The sequence below is a fragment of the Bradyrhizobium sp. Gha genome, from assembly GCF_900113735.1.
Classification (GTDB): domain Bacteria; phylum Pseudomonadota; class Alphaproteobacteria; order Rhizobiales; family Xanthobacteraceae; genus Bradyrhizobium.
In genome coordinates this window covers 1-14,400 of record NZ_FOQM01000072.1, presented here as the reverse complement: position 1 = coordinate 14,400, position 14,400 = coordinate 1, and the positions used below count along the sequence as shown (strand labels likewise).

Sequence of the window (14,400 nt, the reverse complement as noted above, 5' to 3'; positions counted from 1 at the left end):
GGCAGCATCACCGAGACCGCGCGACGGCTGGGCCGCACCCAGCCGGCGATCACGCTGCAATTGCAGCGACTGGAGGAGCTCACCGGCAAGCAATTGTTCGAGCATGCCGGCCGCAGGCTGACGCTGACCGATGACGGCACTGTCGTCCTCACCTACGCCAAGTCTATCCTGAGGTTGCATGACGAGCTGATCTCGCAGCTGGCTTCGCAGGAGATCGAGGGTCAGGTCGTGCTCGGCACTCCCGACCTCTACGCGGCGTTCATGTTGCCGCAGATCCTCAGCGTGTTCCGGAAATCGTTCCCGCGCGTTCAGGTCGAGCTCAACTGTGCGCTGTCAACGCCGCTCGTCGGCCTCGTCAAGCGCGGCGATGTCGACATCGCGCTCGTCACCCGCATGAACGATTTCACCGGCGGCCAGGTGGTGAGGCGCGAGCAGCTGGTGTGGATGACGGGCGAGCAGTCCACGGCGCATCAGGAGCGACCGATCCCGCTTGCGCTGCTGCCGCCGGGCAACATCTATCGGGACTACGCCATCGATACGCTGGAACGCGCAAACCTGCGCTGGCGCGTCGCCTGCGTCAGCGAAAGCGTCGGCGGACTGCAAGCCGCGGCCTTCGCCGGCATGGCCGTCACCGTGCTCGGCCGCAGCGCCCTGGTGCCGGCGATGCGCGAGATCGGGCCGAACGAAGGGTTGCCCCCGCTGCCGAAGATCGAGCTGCTGCTGTACAAATCCAACGGCGCCACCTCGAAGGCCGCGACCGCGCTGCACGACTATCTCGCGCACTATCTGCGCCTCGACGACGAGCTCAGCGGCCGCGGCACGCCGATCGAGCTGTCGTAACTCCTGTGATCGAGTGATGCTCGTCAGCGCTCGCAAAGCTCTTGACACCCAATTCCGACCGCTTGGTCAGCACCAGCATCGCCAGCAAGAGCAGACGCACACAGCACGCATCCTTGTCACCTGCCAATTTGCCAAGGCTCGAAACCGGAAACTCTGGCCTCAGATCTCGGCCCGTGGCGCAGTGATGAGACCTTGCAGAGCGAGAAACGGAACGACGCAGACCGCCGAGGCCTGACCGAGCAGCACGAGCCCGAGAATAGCCTGCGTGAGCATCATGTGCTTTGCCCCTCTGCGGCGGCCCGTGGCCGCCGCAGCCGCATCGGTACGCCGCCGCCGCGCGGCGGGTCGTCATTGTCGTTGTCACCGCCGAGCTTGCGCAGGGCGGCCAGGATATCGACGAGCCGGAGCGCGTGGTTCATGCCGGGGATTTCGCGCAAGGCGGGACAGGATTCGACAGTGTACATGTCGGACGCCCAGGACGACAGGATGATTCGCTTCTCCGGCGTGGAGAGCTCCTGCGCATTCAGGACCTCAGCAGGCGAATCGTAATGGGCTGCGGGATGAAACAGCGGATTGAGATCGCCGGAATTGGCATTCACATTGGTCATCGGTGGTGCCTCCCTCATACTCCTTTCAAATGGAGGGTTTGTTGACGGGGACGGCGGCGTCAATCGCCGCCGTCGGGGTTGACGCTAATGCGTGTTGATCGGGATGCGCTTGACGCCTTCGCGCGCCTTCTCGGACTTCGGCAGCGATACGGTCAGGACGCCGTCCTTGAACGAAGCCTCTGCCTTGTCCTCCTCGACGCCGTCCAGCGGGATCTGCCGTTCGAACGCGCCATAATAACGCTCGGTGAAGTACCGGCCATCGCCGTTGCGCTCCGCCTTCTTCTCGCCGCGAACGGTCAGGACGCCGTTGGCGATCTCCACCTGGACGTCCTTCTCGTTAAGGCCGGGAAGCTCGGCCGACACCGTCAATGTCTTGTCGGTGTCGCTGAGCTCGACCTTGGGCCAGCCGAAACGGCCTTCCATCAGCGGCGACAGGCTGGTCCCGCCGAAGCCGCGGAAAACGTCCTCGAACAGGCGATTCATCTCGCGGTGAAGCGTTAGGAAGGGGTCGAAATTGTCGCGCGTCGGCGCGAGCTCCTGGTTTTTCGACCAGGGAATGAGATCACGAAAAGCCATTGTTCTCTCCTTGATGCATCGGGAGCGCGGCGCGCAACCGCACGCCGCGTTCCGCCACTGAACCGATCGAGCGCTTAGGCTGCTTTCTTCTGCTCGATCTGCGATGCCGCAGGAGTGCCGCCCGCGATCGGAATCCGTCGCGGCTTCATGGCTTCCGGAACCTCCCGGACGAGGTCGATGATCAGGAGCCCGTCCTGGAACGAGGCCTGCTTCACCTGGACATAGTCGGCGAGGTTGAACACGCGCCGGAACGGGCGCGCGGCGATGCCCTGGTACAGGTATTCGCGCGCAGCCGTCTCGGGCTTGCGGCCCTCGATGGTGAGCGCGTTCTGCTCGGCCGTCACGTTGATATCGCTGGGACCGAAACCTGCCACGGCAAGGCTGATCCGGTAATGGTCTTCACCGGAACGCTCGATGTTGTAGGGGGGATAGTTGTCCTCGTTCGCCTGGCGCAGCGTGCTGTCGACGAGGTCGGCCAGGTGATCGAAGCCGATGGTGGAGCGCCACAGGGGCGCGAAGTCGAAACTGGTCCTCATAACCAAGTCCTCCAAAGAGCAAGATGGATACGAAGGAGCGCAAGACAGGTATCAGACGGGTCCGACGACCGATCCGGCGCCCGCGCCGGGCCCGATCCGGCGCCCGGCACACCGCTGTCGCGGCGAAAAACGACGTATAAAAACCGCTTTCGATTTCAAGAGGGCACCTCAAAAATTTTTCCAATCCTGCCGGCATGCGGCCGCCGGTTCCAGACCCCTACGCCTTTGACCGCCCTCGCCCGCTCAGGGCCACTGAGGGGCACAGCTTCGCCCAGGGCTGCGCCTGCTCGAACGCGGCCGCGATCCGAAATATCGTGGGCTCGTCGAGCCAGGGCGCGATGATCTGAAGCCCGATCGGCATCCCGTCGCGATCGAAGCCGCAGGGCAGTGTCGCGGCTGGAAGCCCGGCGAGATTGATCGGCCAGGTGAACGGTGACCAGCCGAGATGCGGATCGACCTTGCTGCCGTCGATGGTGTCGACGCCGATCTTGCCGGCCTCGAACGCGGTCACGGCAACTGTCGGCGTCACCAGCACATCGACGCGTTCGAAGAGCTTGATGAAGGCACCACGCACCTGGCCGCGGCGATAGCTCGCTTCGATGTAATCCGTACCGCTGTAGCGCCGGCCGGCGCTGACGACATCGCGATAGTGCGGTTCGGAGTCCGCGAGATCGGCCGGCGTCTTGGTCGAGACTGCGGCCGCCTGCTCGGTAAATGCGATCGGCTTCAACGTATGCTCGAGGATATCAGGATCGAGACCCGGCCCATCCATGGTGACTTGCGCGCCGCACGAATCGAGAATGGCGAGCGCCTTGCCAAAGGCCGCGCACACGTCGGGGCTGACGGCGGCATAGCCGAGATCGGCGCTGGCACCGATGCGAATACCATCCAGGCGCCCTGCAACCGTATCGAAGCGGCGCGCGGACAGGTGAAGGCTCGCGGCATCGCGAACGTCGTAAGCAGCGATGATCTCCAGCGTCAGCGCGGCATCGGCAACGGTCCGAGTCATCGGCCCGGTATGCGCGAGCGAGGCCCAGGACGGCGGCGAGAAGCCGGGCGAGCGTGGCACGAGGCCGAAAGTCGGCTTCAGGCCAAACACACCGCAAAACGAGGACGGCACACGGATCGAGCCGACGCCGTCGGTGCCGATTGCGATCGGGCCACAGCCGGCAGCGACGCCCGCCGCCGCGCCGCCGCTCGATCCACCACTGGTGCGACCAGGATTCCAGGGATTGCGCGTGATGCCGGTGACCGGGCTGTCGGCCGTCAACTTGTACCCGGACTCGCAAGTGGTGGTCTTGCAGGTGATGATCGCGCCTGCCGCCTTCAGCGCCGACACCACCGCGGCATCGGCTTCAGGAACAAAGCCTGCGTTCATCGGCGAGCCGGCATAGGCCGGCACGCCCGCGACGAAGATGAGGTCCTTGATGGTGACAGGGACGCCGGCGAGCAGTCCCTGGTCTTCCCCCGCGTGCATTTTCTTCGTGAGCCGATCGGCCTCCGCTCGCGCCTGCTCGTACATGGGCGTCACCACCACGTTGCAGGTCTCGTTCGTCGCCTCCAGCGCAGCGATCGTGTCGTCAACGACATCGCGTGGCGTGAATGCCTTGCGCCGGTAGCCGGCCATGATCTCCGTTGCGGAAAGCGCGCCAAGGCCAGTCGGCGCCGGCGGCAGGGCCGTTCGGCCGGAACCATCAGTCATCATCAACCCTAAAGAACTAGACGAGCGCCGCGTCGCCGGCGCGCTTGGCCATGACAGTGACGAGATGCGCCCGGTAATCGGCTTCGGCATGGATGTCGGAGGTGAGACCATCGGTGTCGATCTTGATCGCCGCGATCGCGGATGGATCGAAATTTAGCGACAGCGCCGCTTCCATCGGGGGCACACGGAACACACCCGGCCCCGCACCCGTGACGGCGACGCGGACACCATCGGCGAACTTCGCGACGAACACGCCGACCAGTGCATAGCGCGAGGCCGGCGCCTTGAACTTTGCGTAGCCCGCCCTGAGCGGCACTGGAAAACGGATCGCGGTGATGATCTCGCCAGCTTCCAGCGCGGTCTCGAACAAGCCGAGGAAGAACTCGTCCGCCGCGATCTCACGCATGCTGGTGATGATGGTGGCGCCGAGACCGAGCACGCCGGCGGGATAATCCGCGGCCGGATCGTTGTTGGCGACTGAGCCGCCGATGGTGCCGCGGCTGCGCACGGCGGGATCACCGATCATCGAGGCCAATGCCGCGAGCCCGGGGATTTTCGCCTGCACCAGTTTCGAGGCTGCAACCACCGCATGCGGCGTCATCGCGCCGATGGTGATGGTCGCACCGTCGCCGGAGATGCCCTTGAGGGATCCGAGCCTCGACAGATCGACCAGCGCAGGCGGATTGGCCAGCCGCTGCTTGAGCGTCGGGATCAGCGTCATGCCGCCAGCGAGGAGCTTGCTGTCCTCGATCGAGGTCAACAGCTTGGCCGCATCTGGAATTTGGACCGGCTGATGATAGGCACATGGCTTCATTGTTGTCCTCCCTATTCCGCGGCGACCGGCAGCGACGCATTTTGCAGCAAGCGCCAGATCCGGTTCGGCGTCGCGGGCATGTCGACATGGGTGACGCCGAGATGCGACAGCGCATCGACCACCGCGTTGATCACAGCGGCGGGCGAGCCGATGGTCCCGACCTCTCCGCAGCCCTTCACGCCCATCGGCGTGTGGGTGCAGAGCGTCGCGTGCGTCGCAACCTTCATCATCGGCATATGGTCGGCGCGCGGCACGCAATAGTCCATCAGCGAGCCCGACAAGAGCTGACCGGAGCCTTCGTCATAGACCGCGTTTTCGAATAGGGCCTGGCCGACGCCCTGCACGATACCTCCGTGCAACTGCCCCTCGACGATCATCGGATTGATGACAGTGCCGACATCGTCGACCGCGGTGTAATTGACCAGCGTCACCGTGCCCGTCTCCGGATCGACCTCGACCTCGGCGATGTGGCAGCCGCCGGGATAGGTGAAGTTGACAGGATCGTAATAGGCCTGCTCCTCCAGGCCCGGCTCCAGCACCTCGAGCGGATAATCGTGCGGCACATAGGCCGCGCCCGCGATCTCCTCGAACGTCTTCATACGGTCGGTGCCGGCAACCGAAAATTTGCCGCTCTCGAACTGGATATCCGCTTCGGCTGCCTCGAGCAGATGCGAGGCGATCTTCTTGCCCTTGGCGATCACCTTGTCGGTCGCCTTCGACAGCGCGGCACCACCGACCACGAGGGAACGCGAGCCATAGGTGCCCATGCCGAACTGCACGCGATCGGTATCGCCGAACACGATGTCGACATTCTCGAAGGCGACGCCGAGCTTGTCCGACACGATCTGGGCAAAGGTCGTCTCATGGCCCTGGCCGTGATTGTGCGTGCCGATCATGACCGTCACCTGGCCGGTCGGATGCACGCGCACCGTGGCGCTCTCATAGAGGCCGCCGCGTGCGCCGAGCCGTCCCGCGAAGCGCGAAGGCGCGAGGCCGCAGGCCTCGACATAGGTGGAATAGCCGAGCCCGCGGAATTTTCCCTTGCCGGCGGATGCCGCCTTGCGCACGCCAAAGCCCTTGACGTCGGCGGCTTCAAGCGCGCCGTCGAGGCAGCCCATGGGATCACCGGAATCATACTGCACCAGCACCGGAGTCTGATAGGGATAGGCTTCCTTCGGAATCATGTTGCGGCGGCGGATCTCGACGCGGTCGATACCCATCTCGGCGGCTGCGACATCGACGATGCGCTCCAGCACGAAGGTCGCTTCGGGGCGGCCCGCGCCGCGATAAGCGTCGACAGGCACGGTGTTGGTGAAGACCACCTTCACATTGCAATAGATCGCGGGCGTGGTGTAGACGCCGCCGAGCAGTGGACCGTAGAGATTGGTCGGAATGTTCGGCCCGAAGGTCGAGAGATAGCCGCCCATGTTGGCCAGCGTGTTGACGCGGAAGGCCAGGAACCGGCCGTTTTCATCCAGCGCCAGCTCGGCCTCGGTGACGTGATCGCGGCCGTGGCGATCGGAGACGTAGCCCTCGGAGCGGCTGGCGACCCACTTCACCGGTCGCTTCACGCGCTTGGCCGCCCAGGTGATCACGGCCTCTTCGCCGTAGTGGAACTGCTTGACGCCGAACCCGCCACCAACATCGGGGGCAACCACACGCAGCTTGTGCTGCGGGATGTTCAGCACGAGCGCGCCCATCAGGAAGCGCACCACGTGTGGGAATTGGCTGGTGGTCCACAGCGTGAAGCGATCGGTGCCAGGCTCGTATTCCGCGATCGCCGCGCGCGGCTCCATGGGGTTGCCGATCAGGCGGTTGTTGACGAGGCTGAGCCTGGCGACATGGGCGGCCCTGCGAAACGCGGACTCCACCGCAGCCTTGTCGCCGAGCTCCCAGTCGCAGCAGATGTTGTCCGGGACATCGTCGAACAGCTGCGGCGCATTCGGCCTGACCGCTTCGAGCACCCCAATCACGGAGGGCAGCACCTCGTAGTCGATGTTCAGCAGCTCAGCGCCCGCGTTTGCCTGCTCCGGCGTCTCCGCGACGACAAAAGCCACCATATCGCCGACGAAGCGCACCTTGCCTTGCGCCAGCATCGGGAACGGCGGTTCCTTCATCGGCACGCCCTTGGCATCCGAAATGCCCCAGCCGCAGGGCAGTGAGCCGAGGCCGTCGGCCTTGACGTCATCGCCGGTGAGGACCGCGATCACGCCAGGCGACGCCAGCGCTGCAGCCTTGTCGATGCCGCGCAGTATCGCGTGTCCGTGCGGCGAGCGCACGAACACACCTGCGGTCATGCCGGGACGTTTGATGTCCGAGACGTAATTGCCGCGGCCGGTGAGGAAACGCTGGTCTTCTTTCCGCTTCGGTGCGGCGCCGATTCCGATCACATTGCCCATGGTCATTCTCCCTTGGCGGCGTTCATGGCAGCAGCGCCGGCCATGACCGAAACGACGATGTTCTGGTAGCCGGTGCAGCGGCAGATATTGCCTTCGAGGCCGTGACGGACATCGGCCTCGGTCAAATCCTTCTTCTCGGTCGCGAGCGCGACCGCGGTCATCAGCATGCCGGGCGTGCAGAAGCCACATTGCAGGCCATGATGCTCGCGAAACGCCTCCTGCATCGGATGCATCCGGTTCGAGCCGGGCGCGCCTTCCAGACCTTCGATGGTGAGCAGCGTCGCTCCCTCGAGCGTGGGCGCCAGCAACGTGCAGCTCTTCACCGGCAGGCCGTCGAGATGGACCACGCAGGCACCGCACTGGCTGGTGTCGCAGCCGATATGGGTGCCGGTGAGATTGAGCTGCTCCCGCAGCAGCTCGGCGACCAGCGTTGCCGGTTCGACATCGACAGTGGTGGGCCGGCCGTTGAGTGTGAAGGATATCTGCACGGTCATGCTCCTGTGCGCGGGGGTCTTCAGGCGAGAGGCAACGCGCTGCCGGTGGCCCATGTGGCCATCACGACATCGCCGACGGTGAACGGATCTGCGAAGAAGGTTTTTTCGGGCACGTAGGCCACGAACTCGTCGTCGGGCACGGTGTCGAGCATCACCTTGACGAAATAGCCCTGGTACTCGATCGCGAGCACGCGGCTCGGCAGCGACGTGGTGCAACCTGGCGGTAGGTCCCTGCCCGGCCGTACCAGAGCAACGTCGTCGCGCCGCACCGCGATATCGACGATGTCGCCGATGCTGACGGTCGCGCGCGCCTGCAGCGGCACCTCGATGCCGTCAGGTGCCGCCTGCGACAGGGTGAAGCTCGCACCGTTGACCTTCTCGACCCGACCGGACAGCACGTTCTGCCCGCCCATGAACTCGGCGACGTAACGATCGTGCGGATGGGCATAGACATCGCGCGCCGCGCCCGCCTGCTTGATCTTGCCCTGCTCCATCACCACCACGAGATCGGCGAGCGCGATCGCCTCGAGCTGGGTGTGGGTGACATGGATGAAGGTGATGCCGAGCTCCTGCTGCATGCGCCGGAGCTCCTGGCGCATCTGCACGCGAAGCTGCTCGTCGAGCGCCGACAGCGGCTCGTCGAGCAGCAGCACCCTGGGTTCGGTGATCGCCGCCCGCGCCAGCGCAACGCGCTGCTGCTGGCCGCCGGAGAGCTGGGCCGGCAGGCGGTCGGCGAACTGCGTCAGCCGCACCTTGTCGATCATGGCGTCGGCCGCCCGCAGGCGATCGGCCTTCGACTGACCGCGGACGCGCAATGCAAAGGCGATGTTTTCGCGCACCGTCAGATGCGGGAATAGCGCGTAGGACTGGAACATCATCGCGGTGCGGCGCTGCACGGGCGCAAGCCCGACGACATTCTGGCCTCCGATGACGATTTCGCCTGAGGTCGGATCCTCGTGACCGGCGATCATGCGCAGGATGGTGGTCTTGCCGCAGCCGGACGGGCCGATGAAGCAGCAATAGGCGCCATCTGCGATCCTGAGATTGACGCCGTCGACCACATTGGTGATGCCGTCAAAGCTCTTGCAGACGCCTGCAAGTTCGATATCGCCGCGATCGCTCTTCATTCCCGTCTCAACCCTTGCTCAACCTTTGGCCCGGCTGCCGCGTTTCTTCTGGATCAACACGATGCTGCCGAGGCTTGCGCCGATGACGACGAAGGAGACGACGGTGGTCACCGTGCCGAGCGCATAGAGCGAGGGCGAGGTGACGTTCAGCGTCATGCTCCAGATTTCCAGCGGCAGCGTGTTCAGCGAGCCCGCGGTCTGAAGGCTGCGCGCGAACTCGTCGTAGGACAGCGTGAAGCCGAACAAGGCGACCGCGACGAGGCCGGGCGCCAGCACGGGGATCATCACCAACCGGATCGACTGCCAGCGACTGGCGCCGAGATCGTAGGCCGCCTCCTCCCAGGCATGGTTGAAGCGCGACATCACCGCGAACATCACGAGCACGCCGAACGGCAGTGTCCAGGACAGCTGCGCCCCGAGCGCCGAGGTGTACCAGCTTGCGTTCAGACCGAACGCCTGGAACAGAAGACCGGTGCCGAGACCGAGCACGAGCCCGGGCGCCACCAGGCTGCCGATCATCATGTAGAAGACAAAAGTGTCCCCGCGAAAGCGCCTGCGGAAGCCGAGCCCGGCAAGGAACGACACCACCACGGTGATGATGGTGACGATGACGGCGAGCTTGATCGAGCGATCGAACGAGCCCTTGACGTCGCCGGTCCGCACTTGGGTGAAGAGATCAACGAACCAGTGCAGCGAATAGCCTTTCATCGGAAACACCAGGCCGCCGCGGATGTCCTGGAACGACAGGACGTAGATGCAGAACATCGGGCCGTAGAGCGCGATGACGTAGAAGGCGAACAGCGTCGCCAGCACGTAGAACGTCCAGGGCCGGCCGCCCTTGCTGGGCGCGATCGCCTTGGTCGTTGCGGGTGTGGCCGTTTCGGGCATCTCGGCAAGGACAGCGCTCATCGCGCGATCTCCTGCCTGATGTCGACGGTGCGCAGGATCACCGAGACGATCGCAACCAGGACCAGCGTCAGCAGCACGGCGCTTGCGGCCGCGGTCGGATATTGCAGCACGCCGACGTCCTCGTAGAACGCGCTGACGACCGAGGCCGAGCCGCCGCCGGACATCACCTTGACCACGAAGAAGTCGCCCATCACGATCGAGACCACGAAGATGGTGCCGAGCGCGATACCGCTCTTGGACATCGGGACCACGATCAGGCGCATGATGTCGAACCGGCTGGCGCCGGCATCGATCGCGGCTTCGATCAGCTTCTTGTCGATCCGCGCCATGGAATTGAAGATCGGCACGATCATGAAGATCGTGAGCTGGTGAACATAGGCGATGACGACGGCGAGATCGGAGAACAGCAACACCTCGAGCGGCTGATGGATCACCCCCATCGCCAGCAGCGCCTGGTTGATCAGGCCCTCCTTGCCGAGCAACGGGATCCAGGAAATCATCCGGATGATGTTCGAGGTCCAGAACGGAACGGTGCAGAGCAGGAAAAGACCGATCGCCAAGAGCTGGTTTCGAACGTGGAAGACGAGGAAATAGGCGACGAAGAAGCCGATGATCAGCGTCAAGACCCAAGTCAGCGCGGTGAACTTGATCGTCGCCAGATACAGCTTCAACGTCAGCGCCGAATGCAACACTTCGACATAGCTTGCCAGCGTAAAGCCCGGGGTCAGCCCGCCAAAGCCGTCGGTGGCGAAGAAGCTCGCAGCCAGCACGACCAGGATCGGCGCCACGAAGAACGGCACGAGCACCAGGACCAGCGGCGAAACATAGAGCCAGCCGGCGAGATTGGAGCGTGATGGAATCAGGCTTGGACTCGGCTGCATATCAGCAATGGCCTCGAAGTCGGGCTTATCAGCACCGGCGCGTGACGGCGCCGGTGCCTCGTTGACGTCAGGGAATGCAGGTCTCAGGCCACCTTGAAGTCGTTCCAGCGCTTGTTCATGTACGCCGCCTCGTCCATCAGCGTGTTCCAGCACGAGATGTTCTTGACGCGATCGAGGAACGAGCCGCCGTCGCGCTTGGTGCCGGCCTTCTCCATCGCAACGCCGTAGGGATCGTTGACGACCTCAGGCGAGGGCTGGCCCTCGTACCAGAACGCCCATTCGGCCGGGGTGAGGAATTTCTTCGCGGTCGAAGGCACCGGGCTGTAATAGCCGTAACGCGCGACGAAGCCGCCCTGCCAGCCTGAGAGATACCAGTTGAGATATTCGTAAGCCGCGTCCAGCTTCTTGCCGGAGAGATGCTTCATCAGGCCCATGCCGTTGCACCAGCCGCGATAGCCTTCCTTGCCGTCCTTGACGTTAACAGGCGCGTAGACGCAGGGAATCTCCTTGACGCGGACGGCAGCGACCGCGGGCGACCACATCGACTGGATCACCACTTCGCCCGCAGCCATCAGTTGCACCGACTGGTCGAAGGTGGTCCAGGTCGCGCGGAACTGGCCCTGCTTCTTCAGCTCGATCAGCTTGTTGCAGGTGAAGTCGATCTCCTCCTTGGTCATGTTGCCCTTGTTGCCGTACTTGATCAGCCCGGCACTTTCGAAGCAGAGCGCGGCATCCATGATGCCGATCGCGGGCACGTCGAGGATCGCGGCCTTGCCCTTGAACTTGGGATCGATCAGATCCTTCCATTCGGTCACTTCGTGGCCGACGAGGTCGGGGCGATAACCGATGGAGTCGGCGTTGTAGACCTGCGGCAGGAACGTCGCCCATTCGGTGACGCCGTCGTTCAAATCTGTCGCGTCGGGCTTGGCGATGTACATCGCCTCGTAGGGCGAGATTCCCTGGCGCGGGATCTTGTGGCCGTCGATCTCGCCCTTGGTGAAGATCGGCAGGATGTTGTCGAATTCCTTGATCTTCTTGACTTCGATGCCCTGGATGACGGCACGCTTCGTGGCGAGCTTGGCCTGCCAGCCCTCGAGATCGGCGATATCGACCGTATTAGGCTGGCTTATGAAGCGGTTGATGGCAGCGGAGGTGTCGAGGTTCTGCATCGTCACCTTGAAGCCGAGATCCTTGGCGGCCTGGTCGCCGATCGCCTTCACCACCGAATAGGACACGCCGACATGGCGCAACTCGATGTCCTTGATCTCCTGCGCCCAGATGGTCGGGAATCCGCGGATTGCATCCGATCCTGCGGCCGCGCCCGCAACCGCGGCCGCCCCCTTCAACAGCGTGCGCCGGCTCAGCTTTTTCGCGGGCTTCGCCGCCGTTCCCGCCGGATCGGACGTGAAATTCCCCTTCGTCTCGTCAGACATGGCAACCCTCGTTGGCTACGGTGAACGCTCGCACCGATCGCCATTGACCGGCTGCAGACGTGATCAGTTGCGCGTGAGGCTATGGCTGAGATTTTGCGAAGTAAAATTGGAAGTAAAAATTCGCCGCATAAACGCGCCTAATGGATCGGCTCGCTGCATTTGCTTTTGGCAAGAAGCGCATAAGAAGGCGCCAGACCGCGCAGAAGGCGCGGTAATGGGCCTCGCGCGCCCGTTCACACAGCAGAGCTGACGACGAGTCTGTCAGGACTTGAGCGTCTCGCGCGCCGTCTCCGGCGTCATCAGCGTCGCGATGATGGTGATGATCGACAACGCGATGATGTAGAGCGACACCGGCCAGTAAGTGCCGGCCCAGGCGAGCAGCGCGGTTGCGATCAACGGCGAGAAGCCGCCGCTCAGTGCGGCTGCGACATTGGCACCGAGCGAGGCGCCGCTGTAGCGCACTTGCGTGCGGAACAGCTCCGGCATGAACGCGGCTTTCGGTCCGAACAGCAATGCGTGTGTCAGGGTCATGGTGACGACGAGTGCGAACGTGATCAGCACCGGCTCCTTGGTATCGAGGAACCAGAACAGCGGAAACGCCAGCGCCACCGAGAACACCCCGCCAGCGAGATACAGCGCCTTGCGGCCGAAGATATCCGATAGCCAGCCGGCCAGCGGCAGCGTCGCGAACTCGACGATCGCGGCGTAGACGACAGCATTCAGGATCACCTGGCGCGGCAAGCCGAGCGTTGCCGTGGCATAGACCACGACGAAAACGGTGAGGAGATACGCTAGCCCGACTTCCGACACCGTGATGCCGATCGCGAGCAGGAAGCTGCGCCAGTCGCGGCGCAGCACGTCCCAGACCGGCTGCGCCAAGACTTCCTTGCGTTCGACGACCTTCTTGAAGTGCGGCGTCTCCGCGAGCTTGAGACGTACGATGAAGCCGATGCCGACCAGCACAATGCTGATCAGGAACGGCACGCGCCAGCCCCAGCTCAGAAAATCCGCTTCGGGCAATTGCGTCATCAGGCCGAAGATGCCGGTGGAAGCGGCAACGCCAACCGGAAAGCCTATTTGCACCAGGCTGCCGTAAAAGCCGCGCCTGCTGCCGGCGTGCTCGGCCACCATGACCACAGCGCCGCTCCATTCGCCGCCGAGACCGATGCCCTGGACAAAGCGCAGCACGACGAGCAGGATCGGCGCCCACACGCCGATCTGGCTGTAGGTCGGCAGGCAGCCGATCAGGAACGTGCCGAGCCCCATGGCGATCATGGTCGCGACCAGCATTGTCTTGCGGCCAAGCCGGTCGCCATAGTGCCCGATGATGGCACCGCCGATCGGCCGCGCCACGAAGCCGACCGCGTAGGTCGAGAATGCCGCGAGCGTGCCGACGAACGGATCGAAGCTCGGGAAGAACAGCTTGTTGAGCACGAGTGCGGCGGCCGTGCCATAGATCAGAAAGTCGTACCACTCGATCGCGGTGCCGAGCGCGCTCGCCCACACCACATGGGCCGTCGTCGATCGCTCCGTCGCGCCGGAGACTCCCGCTACTGCCGTCATTGCCATCCGCCCCACGATTCCTTAGGGCATCATGGCCAATCGCGGGTGTGGTTGCAACCTGCGGAGGCATTACGTCCGCCCGAGCATACGTTGCCGCGTTTTTCGCGACGCTGCGAGCCACACAAGTCATCGCGAGGCAGCGTAGCAAATCCATACTTTCTCCGCCGAGGCAGCCTGGATTGCTCACATGGGGAGTTTGCGTGTCAAGGTGTTTGATCAGCTCTTTGTTCGATTGCAGGCCAGCTCTTCGTCCCGACCGTGGAAGTGTGAAGATGGCGCGCGCAGGTCACGTCAAGGTCGGCCCGGAGGGCCGCCGCGCAGCGGCTTGACCTTGACTTGACCGAGCACGCCATCAGGCTGGTGTGGTCGGGCGTAGCGGCGGAAGCTCCTTTCGGTTTGCGATCCAAGGGTCGAGCCGGTTTTGGCAATCTGGTTTGCATGCCAGATCAAACTCACATTCGGTCGTCGCGAGGGTCACGACTGCACCAACATTCCGCTTGCGGCGGGCAGGCTCGAGA

General features: G+C 64.0%; 13 protein-coding genes. 1 reads left to right on the top strand and 12 read right to left on the bottom strand.

The features are described from left to right. The coding region (locus BM222_RS39130) for a LysR substrate-binding domain-containing protein (RefSeq protein ID WP_092239933.1) at positions 1-840 on the top strand (840 nt) is incomplete at its 5' end. 272 nt (positions 841-1,112) lie between these two features. Here the strand turns inward: BM222_RS39130 and BM222_RS39125 are convergent. The 12 genes from BM222_RS39125 to BM222_RS39070 all read right to left on the bottom strand — a co-directional run bounded on the left by BM222_RS39125 (position 1,113) and on the right by BM222_RS39070 (position 13,882). Beyond that, positions 1,113-1,448 (bottom strand): hypothetical protein, encoded by a 336-nt coding sequence (locus BM222_RS39125; RefSeq protein WP_092239932.1) that lies wholly within the window; start codon positions 1,446-1,448, stop codon positions 1,113-1,115. An 84-nt stretch (positions 1,449-1,532) separates the two neighbouring features. Next, positions 1,533-2,024, bottom strand: coding sequence for an Hsp20/alpha crystallin family protein (locus BM222_RS39120; protein ID WP_092239931.1), 492 nt, complete (start codon positions 2,022-2,024; stop codon positions 1,533-1,535). Positions 2,025-2,098: 74 nt separating this feature from the next. Beyond that, complete coding sequence (locus BM222_RS39115; protein WP_092239930.1) at positions 2,099-2,560, bottom strand: Hsp20 family protein; 462 nt, start codon at positions 2,558-2,560, stop codon at positions 2,099-2,101. Positions 2,561-2,777: 217 nt separating this feature from the next. Next, a complete protein-coding gene (locus BM222_RS39110; RefSeq protein ID WP_092239936.1) occupies positions 2,778-4,262 on the bottom strand; it encodes an amidase in 1,485 nt (494 codons plus the stop codon). Between the two features lie 16 nt (positions 4,263-4,278). After that, entirely contained in the window at positions 4,279-5,076 is a 798-nt protein-coding gene (locus BM222_RS39105; RefSeq protein WP_092239929.1) for an FAD binding domain-containing protein, read from the bottom strand. Positions 5,077-5,087: 11 nt separating this feature from the next. Then, entirely contained in the window at positions 5,088-7,475 is a 2,388-nt protein-coding gene (locus BM222_RS39100) for a xanthine dehydrogenase family protein molybdopterin-binding subunit (protein ID WP_092239928.1), read from the bottom strand. Positions 7,476-7,477: 2 nt separating this feature from the next. Further along, positions 7,478-7,969, bottom strand: coding sequence for a (2Fe-2S)-binding protein (locus tag BM222_RS39095; protein ID WP_177243748.1), 492 nt, complete (start codon positions 7,967-7,969; stop codon positions 7,478-7,480). Between the two features lie 20 nt (positions 7,970-7,989). Further along, complete coding sequence (locus BM222_RS39090) at positions 7,990-9,096, bottom strand: ABC transporter ATP-binding protein (protein WP_092239927.1); 1,107 nt, start codon at positions 9,094-9,096, stop codon at positions 7,990-7,992. An 18-nt stretch (positions 9,097-9,114) separates the two neighbouring features. Then, the gene (locus tag BM222_RS39085) at positions 9,115-10,005 is read right to left on the bottom strand and encodes an ABC transporter permease (protein WP_092239926.1); all 891 of its coding nucleotides are present in this window, start codon (positions 10,003-10,005) and stop codon (positions 9,115-9,117) included. Beyond that, positions 10,002-10,886, bottom strand: a complete 885-nt coding sequence (locus tag BM222_RS39080) for an ABC transporter permease (RefSeq protein WP_092239925.1) — start codon at positions 10,884-10,886, stop codon at positions 10,002-10,004. Before BM222_RS39080 ends, BM222_RS39085 begins: the two co-directional genes overlap by 4 nt. Before the next feature lie 83 nt (positions 10,887-10,969). Continuing rightward, positions 10,970-12,319 carry an ABC transporter substrate-binding protein gene (locus tag BM222_RS39075; RefSeq protein WP_092239924.1) on the bottom strand — a complete coding sequence of 450 codons (1,350 nt, stop codon included), beginning with the start codon at positions 12,317-12,319 and terminating at the stop codon, positions 10,970-10,972. Between the two features lie 261 nt (positions 12,320-12,580). Then, positions 12,581-13,882: an MFS transporter gene (locus BM222_RS39070; protein ID WP_092239934.1), complete on the bottom strand. Its 1,302-nt coding sequence runs from the start codon at positions 13,880-13,882 to the stop codon at positions 12,581-12,583. Positions 13,883-14,400 lie beyond the last annotated feature (518 nt).

Excerpts from the sequence above, each read along its gene's own strand:
- BM222_RS39070 (WP_092239934.1), bottom strand. The coding sequence starts at position 13,882 with ATGACGGCAGTAGCGGGAGTCTCCGGCGCGACGGAGCGATCGACGACG.
- BM222_RS39110 (WP_092239936.1), bottom strand. The coding sequence starts at position 4,262 with ATGACTGATGGTTCCGGCCGAACGGCCCTGCCGCCGGCGCCGACTGGC.
- BM222_RS39100 (WP_092239928.1), bottom strand. The coding sequence starts at position 7,475 with ATGGGCAATGTGATCGGAATCGGCGCCGCACCGAAGCGGAAAGAAGAC.
- BM222_RS39085 (WP_092239926.1), bottom strand. The coding sequence starts at position 10,005 with ATGAGCGCTGTCCTTGCCGAGATGCCCGAAACGGCCACACCCGCAACG.
- BM222_RS39095 (WP_177243748.1), bottom strand. The coding sequence starts at position 7,969 with ATGACCGTGCAGATATCCTTCACACTCAACGGCCGGCCCACCACTGTC.
- BM222_RS39080 (WP_092239925.1), bottom strand. The coding sequence starts at position 10,886 with ATGCAGCCGAGTCCAAGCCTGATTCCATCACGCTCCAATCTCGCCGGC.
- BM222_RS39120 (WP_092239931.1), bottom strand. The coding sequence starts at position 2,024 with ATGGCTTTTCGTGATCTCATTCCCTGGTCGAAAAACCAGGAGCTCGCG.
- BM222_RS39105 (WP_092239929.1), bottom strand. The coding sequence starts at position 5,076 with ATGAAGCCATGTGCCTATCATCAGCCGGTCCAAATTCCAGATGCGGCC.
- BM222_RS39115 (WP_092239930.1), bottom strand. The coding sequence starts at position 2,560 with ATGAGGACCAGTTTCGACTTCGCGCCCCTGTGGCGCTCCACCATCGGC.
- BM222_RS39125 (WP_092239932.1), bottom strand. The coding sequence starts at position 1,448 with ATGACCAATGTGAATGCCAATTCCGGCGATCTCAATCCGCTGTTTCAT.
- BM222_RS39075 (WP_092239924.1), bottom strand. The coding sequence starts at position 12,319 with ATGTCTGACGAGACGAAGGGGAATTTCACGTCCGATCCGGCGGGAACG.
- BM222_RS39090 (WP_092239927.1), bottom strand. The coding sequence starts at position 9,096 with ATGAAGAGCGATCGCGGCGATATCGAACTTGCAGGCGTCTGCAAGAGC.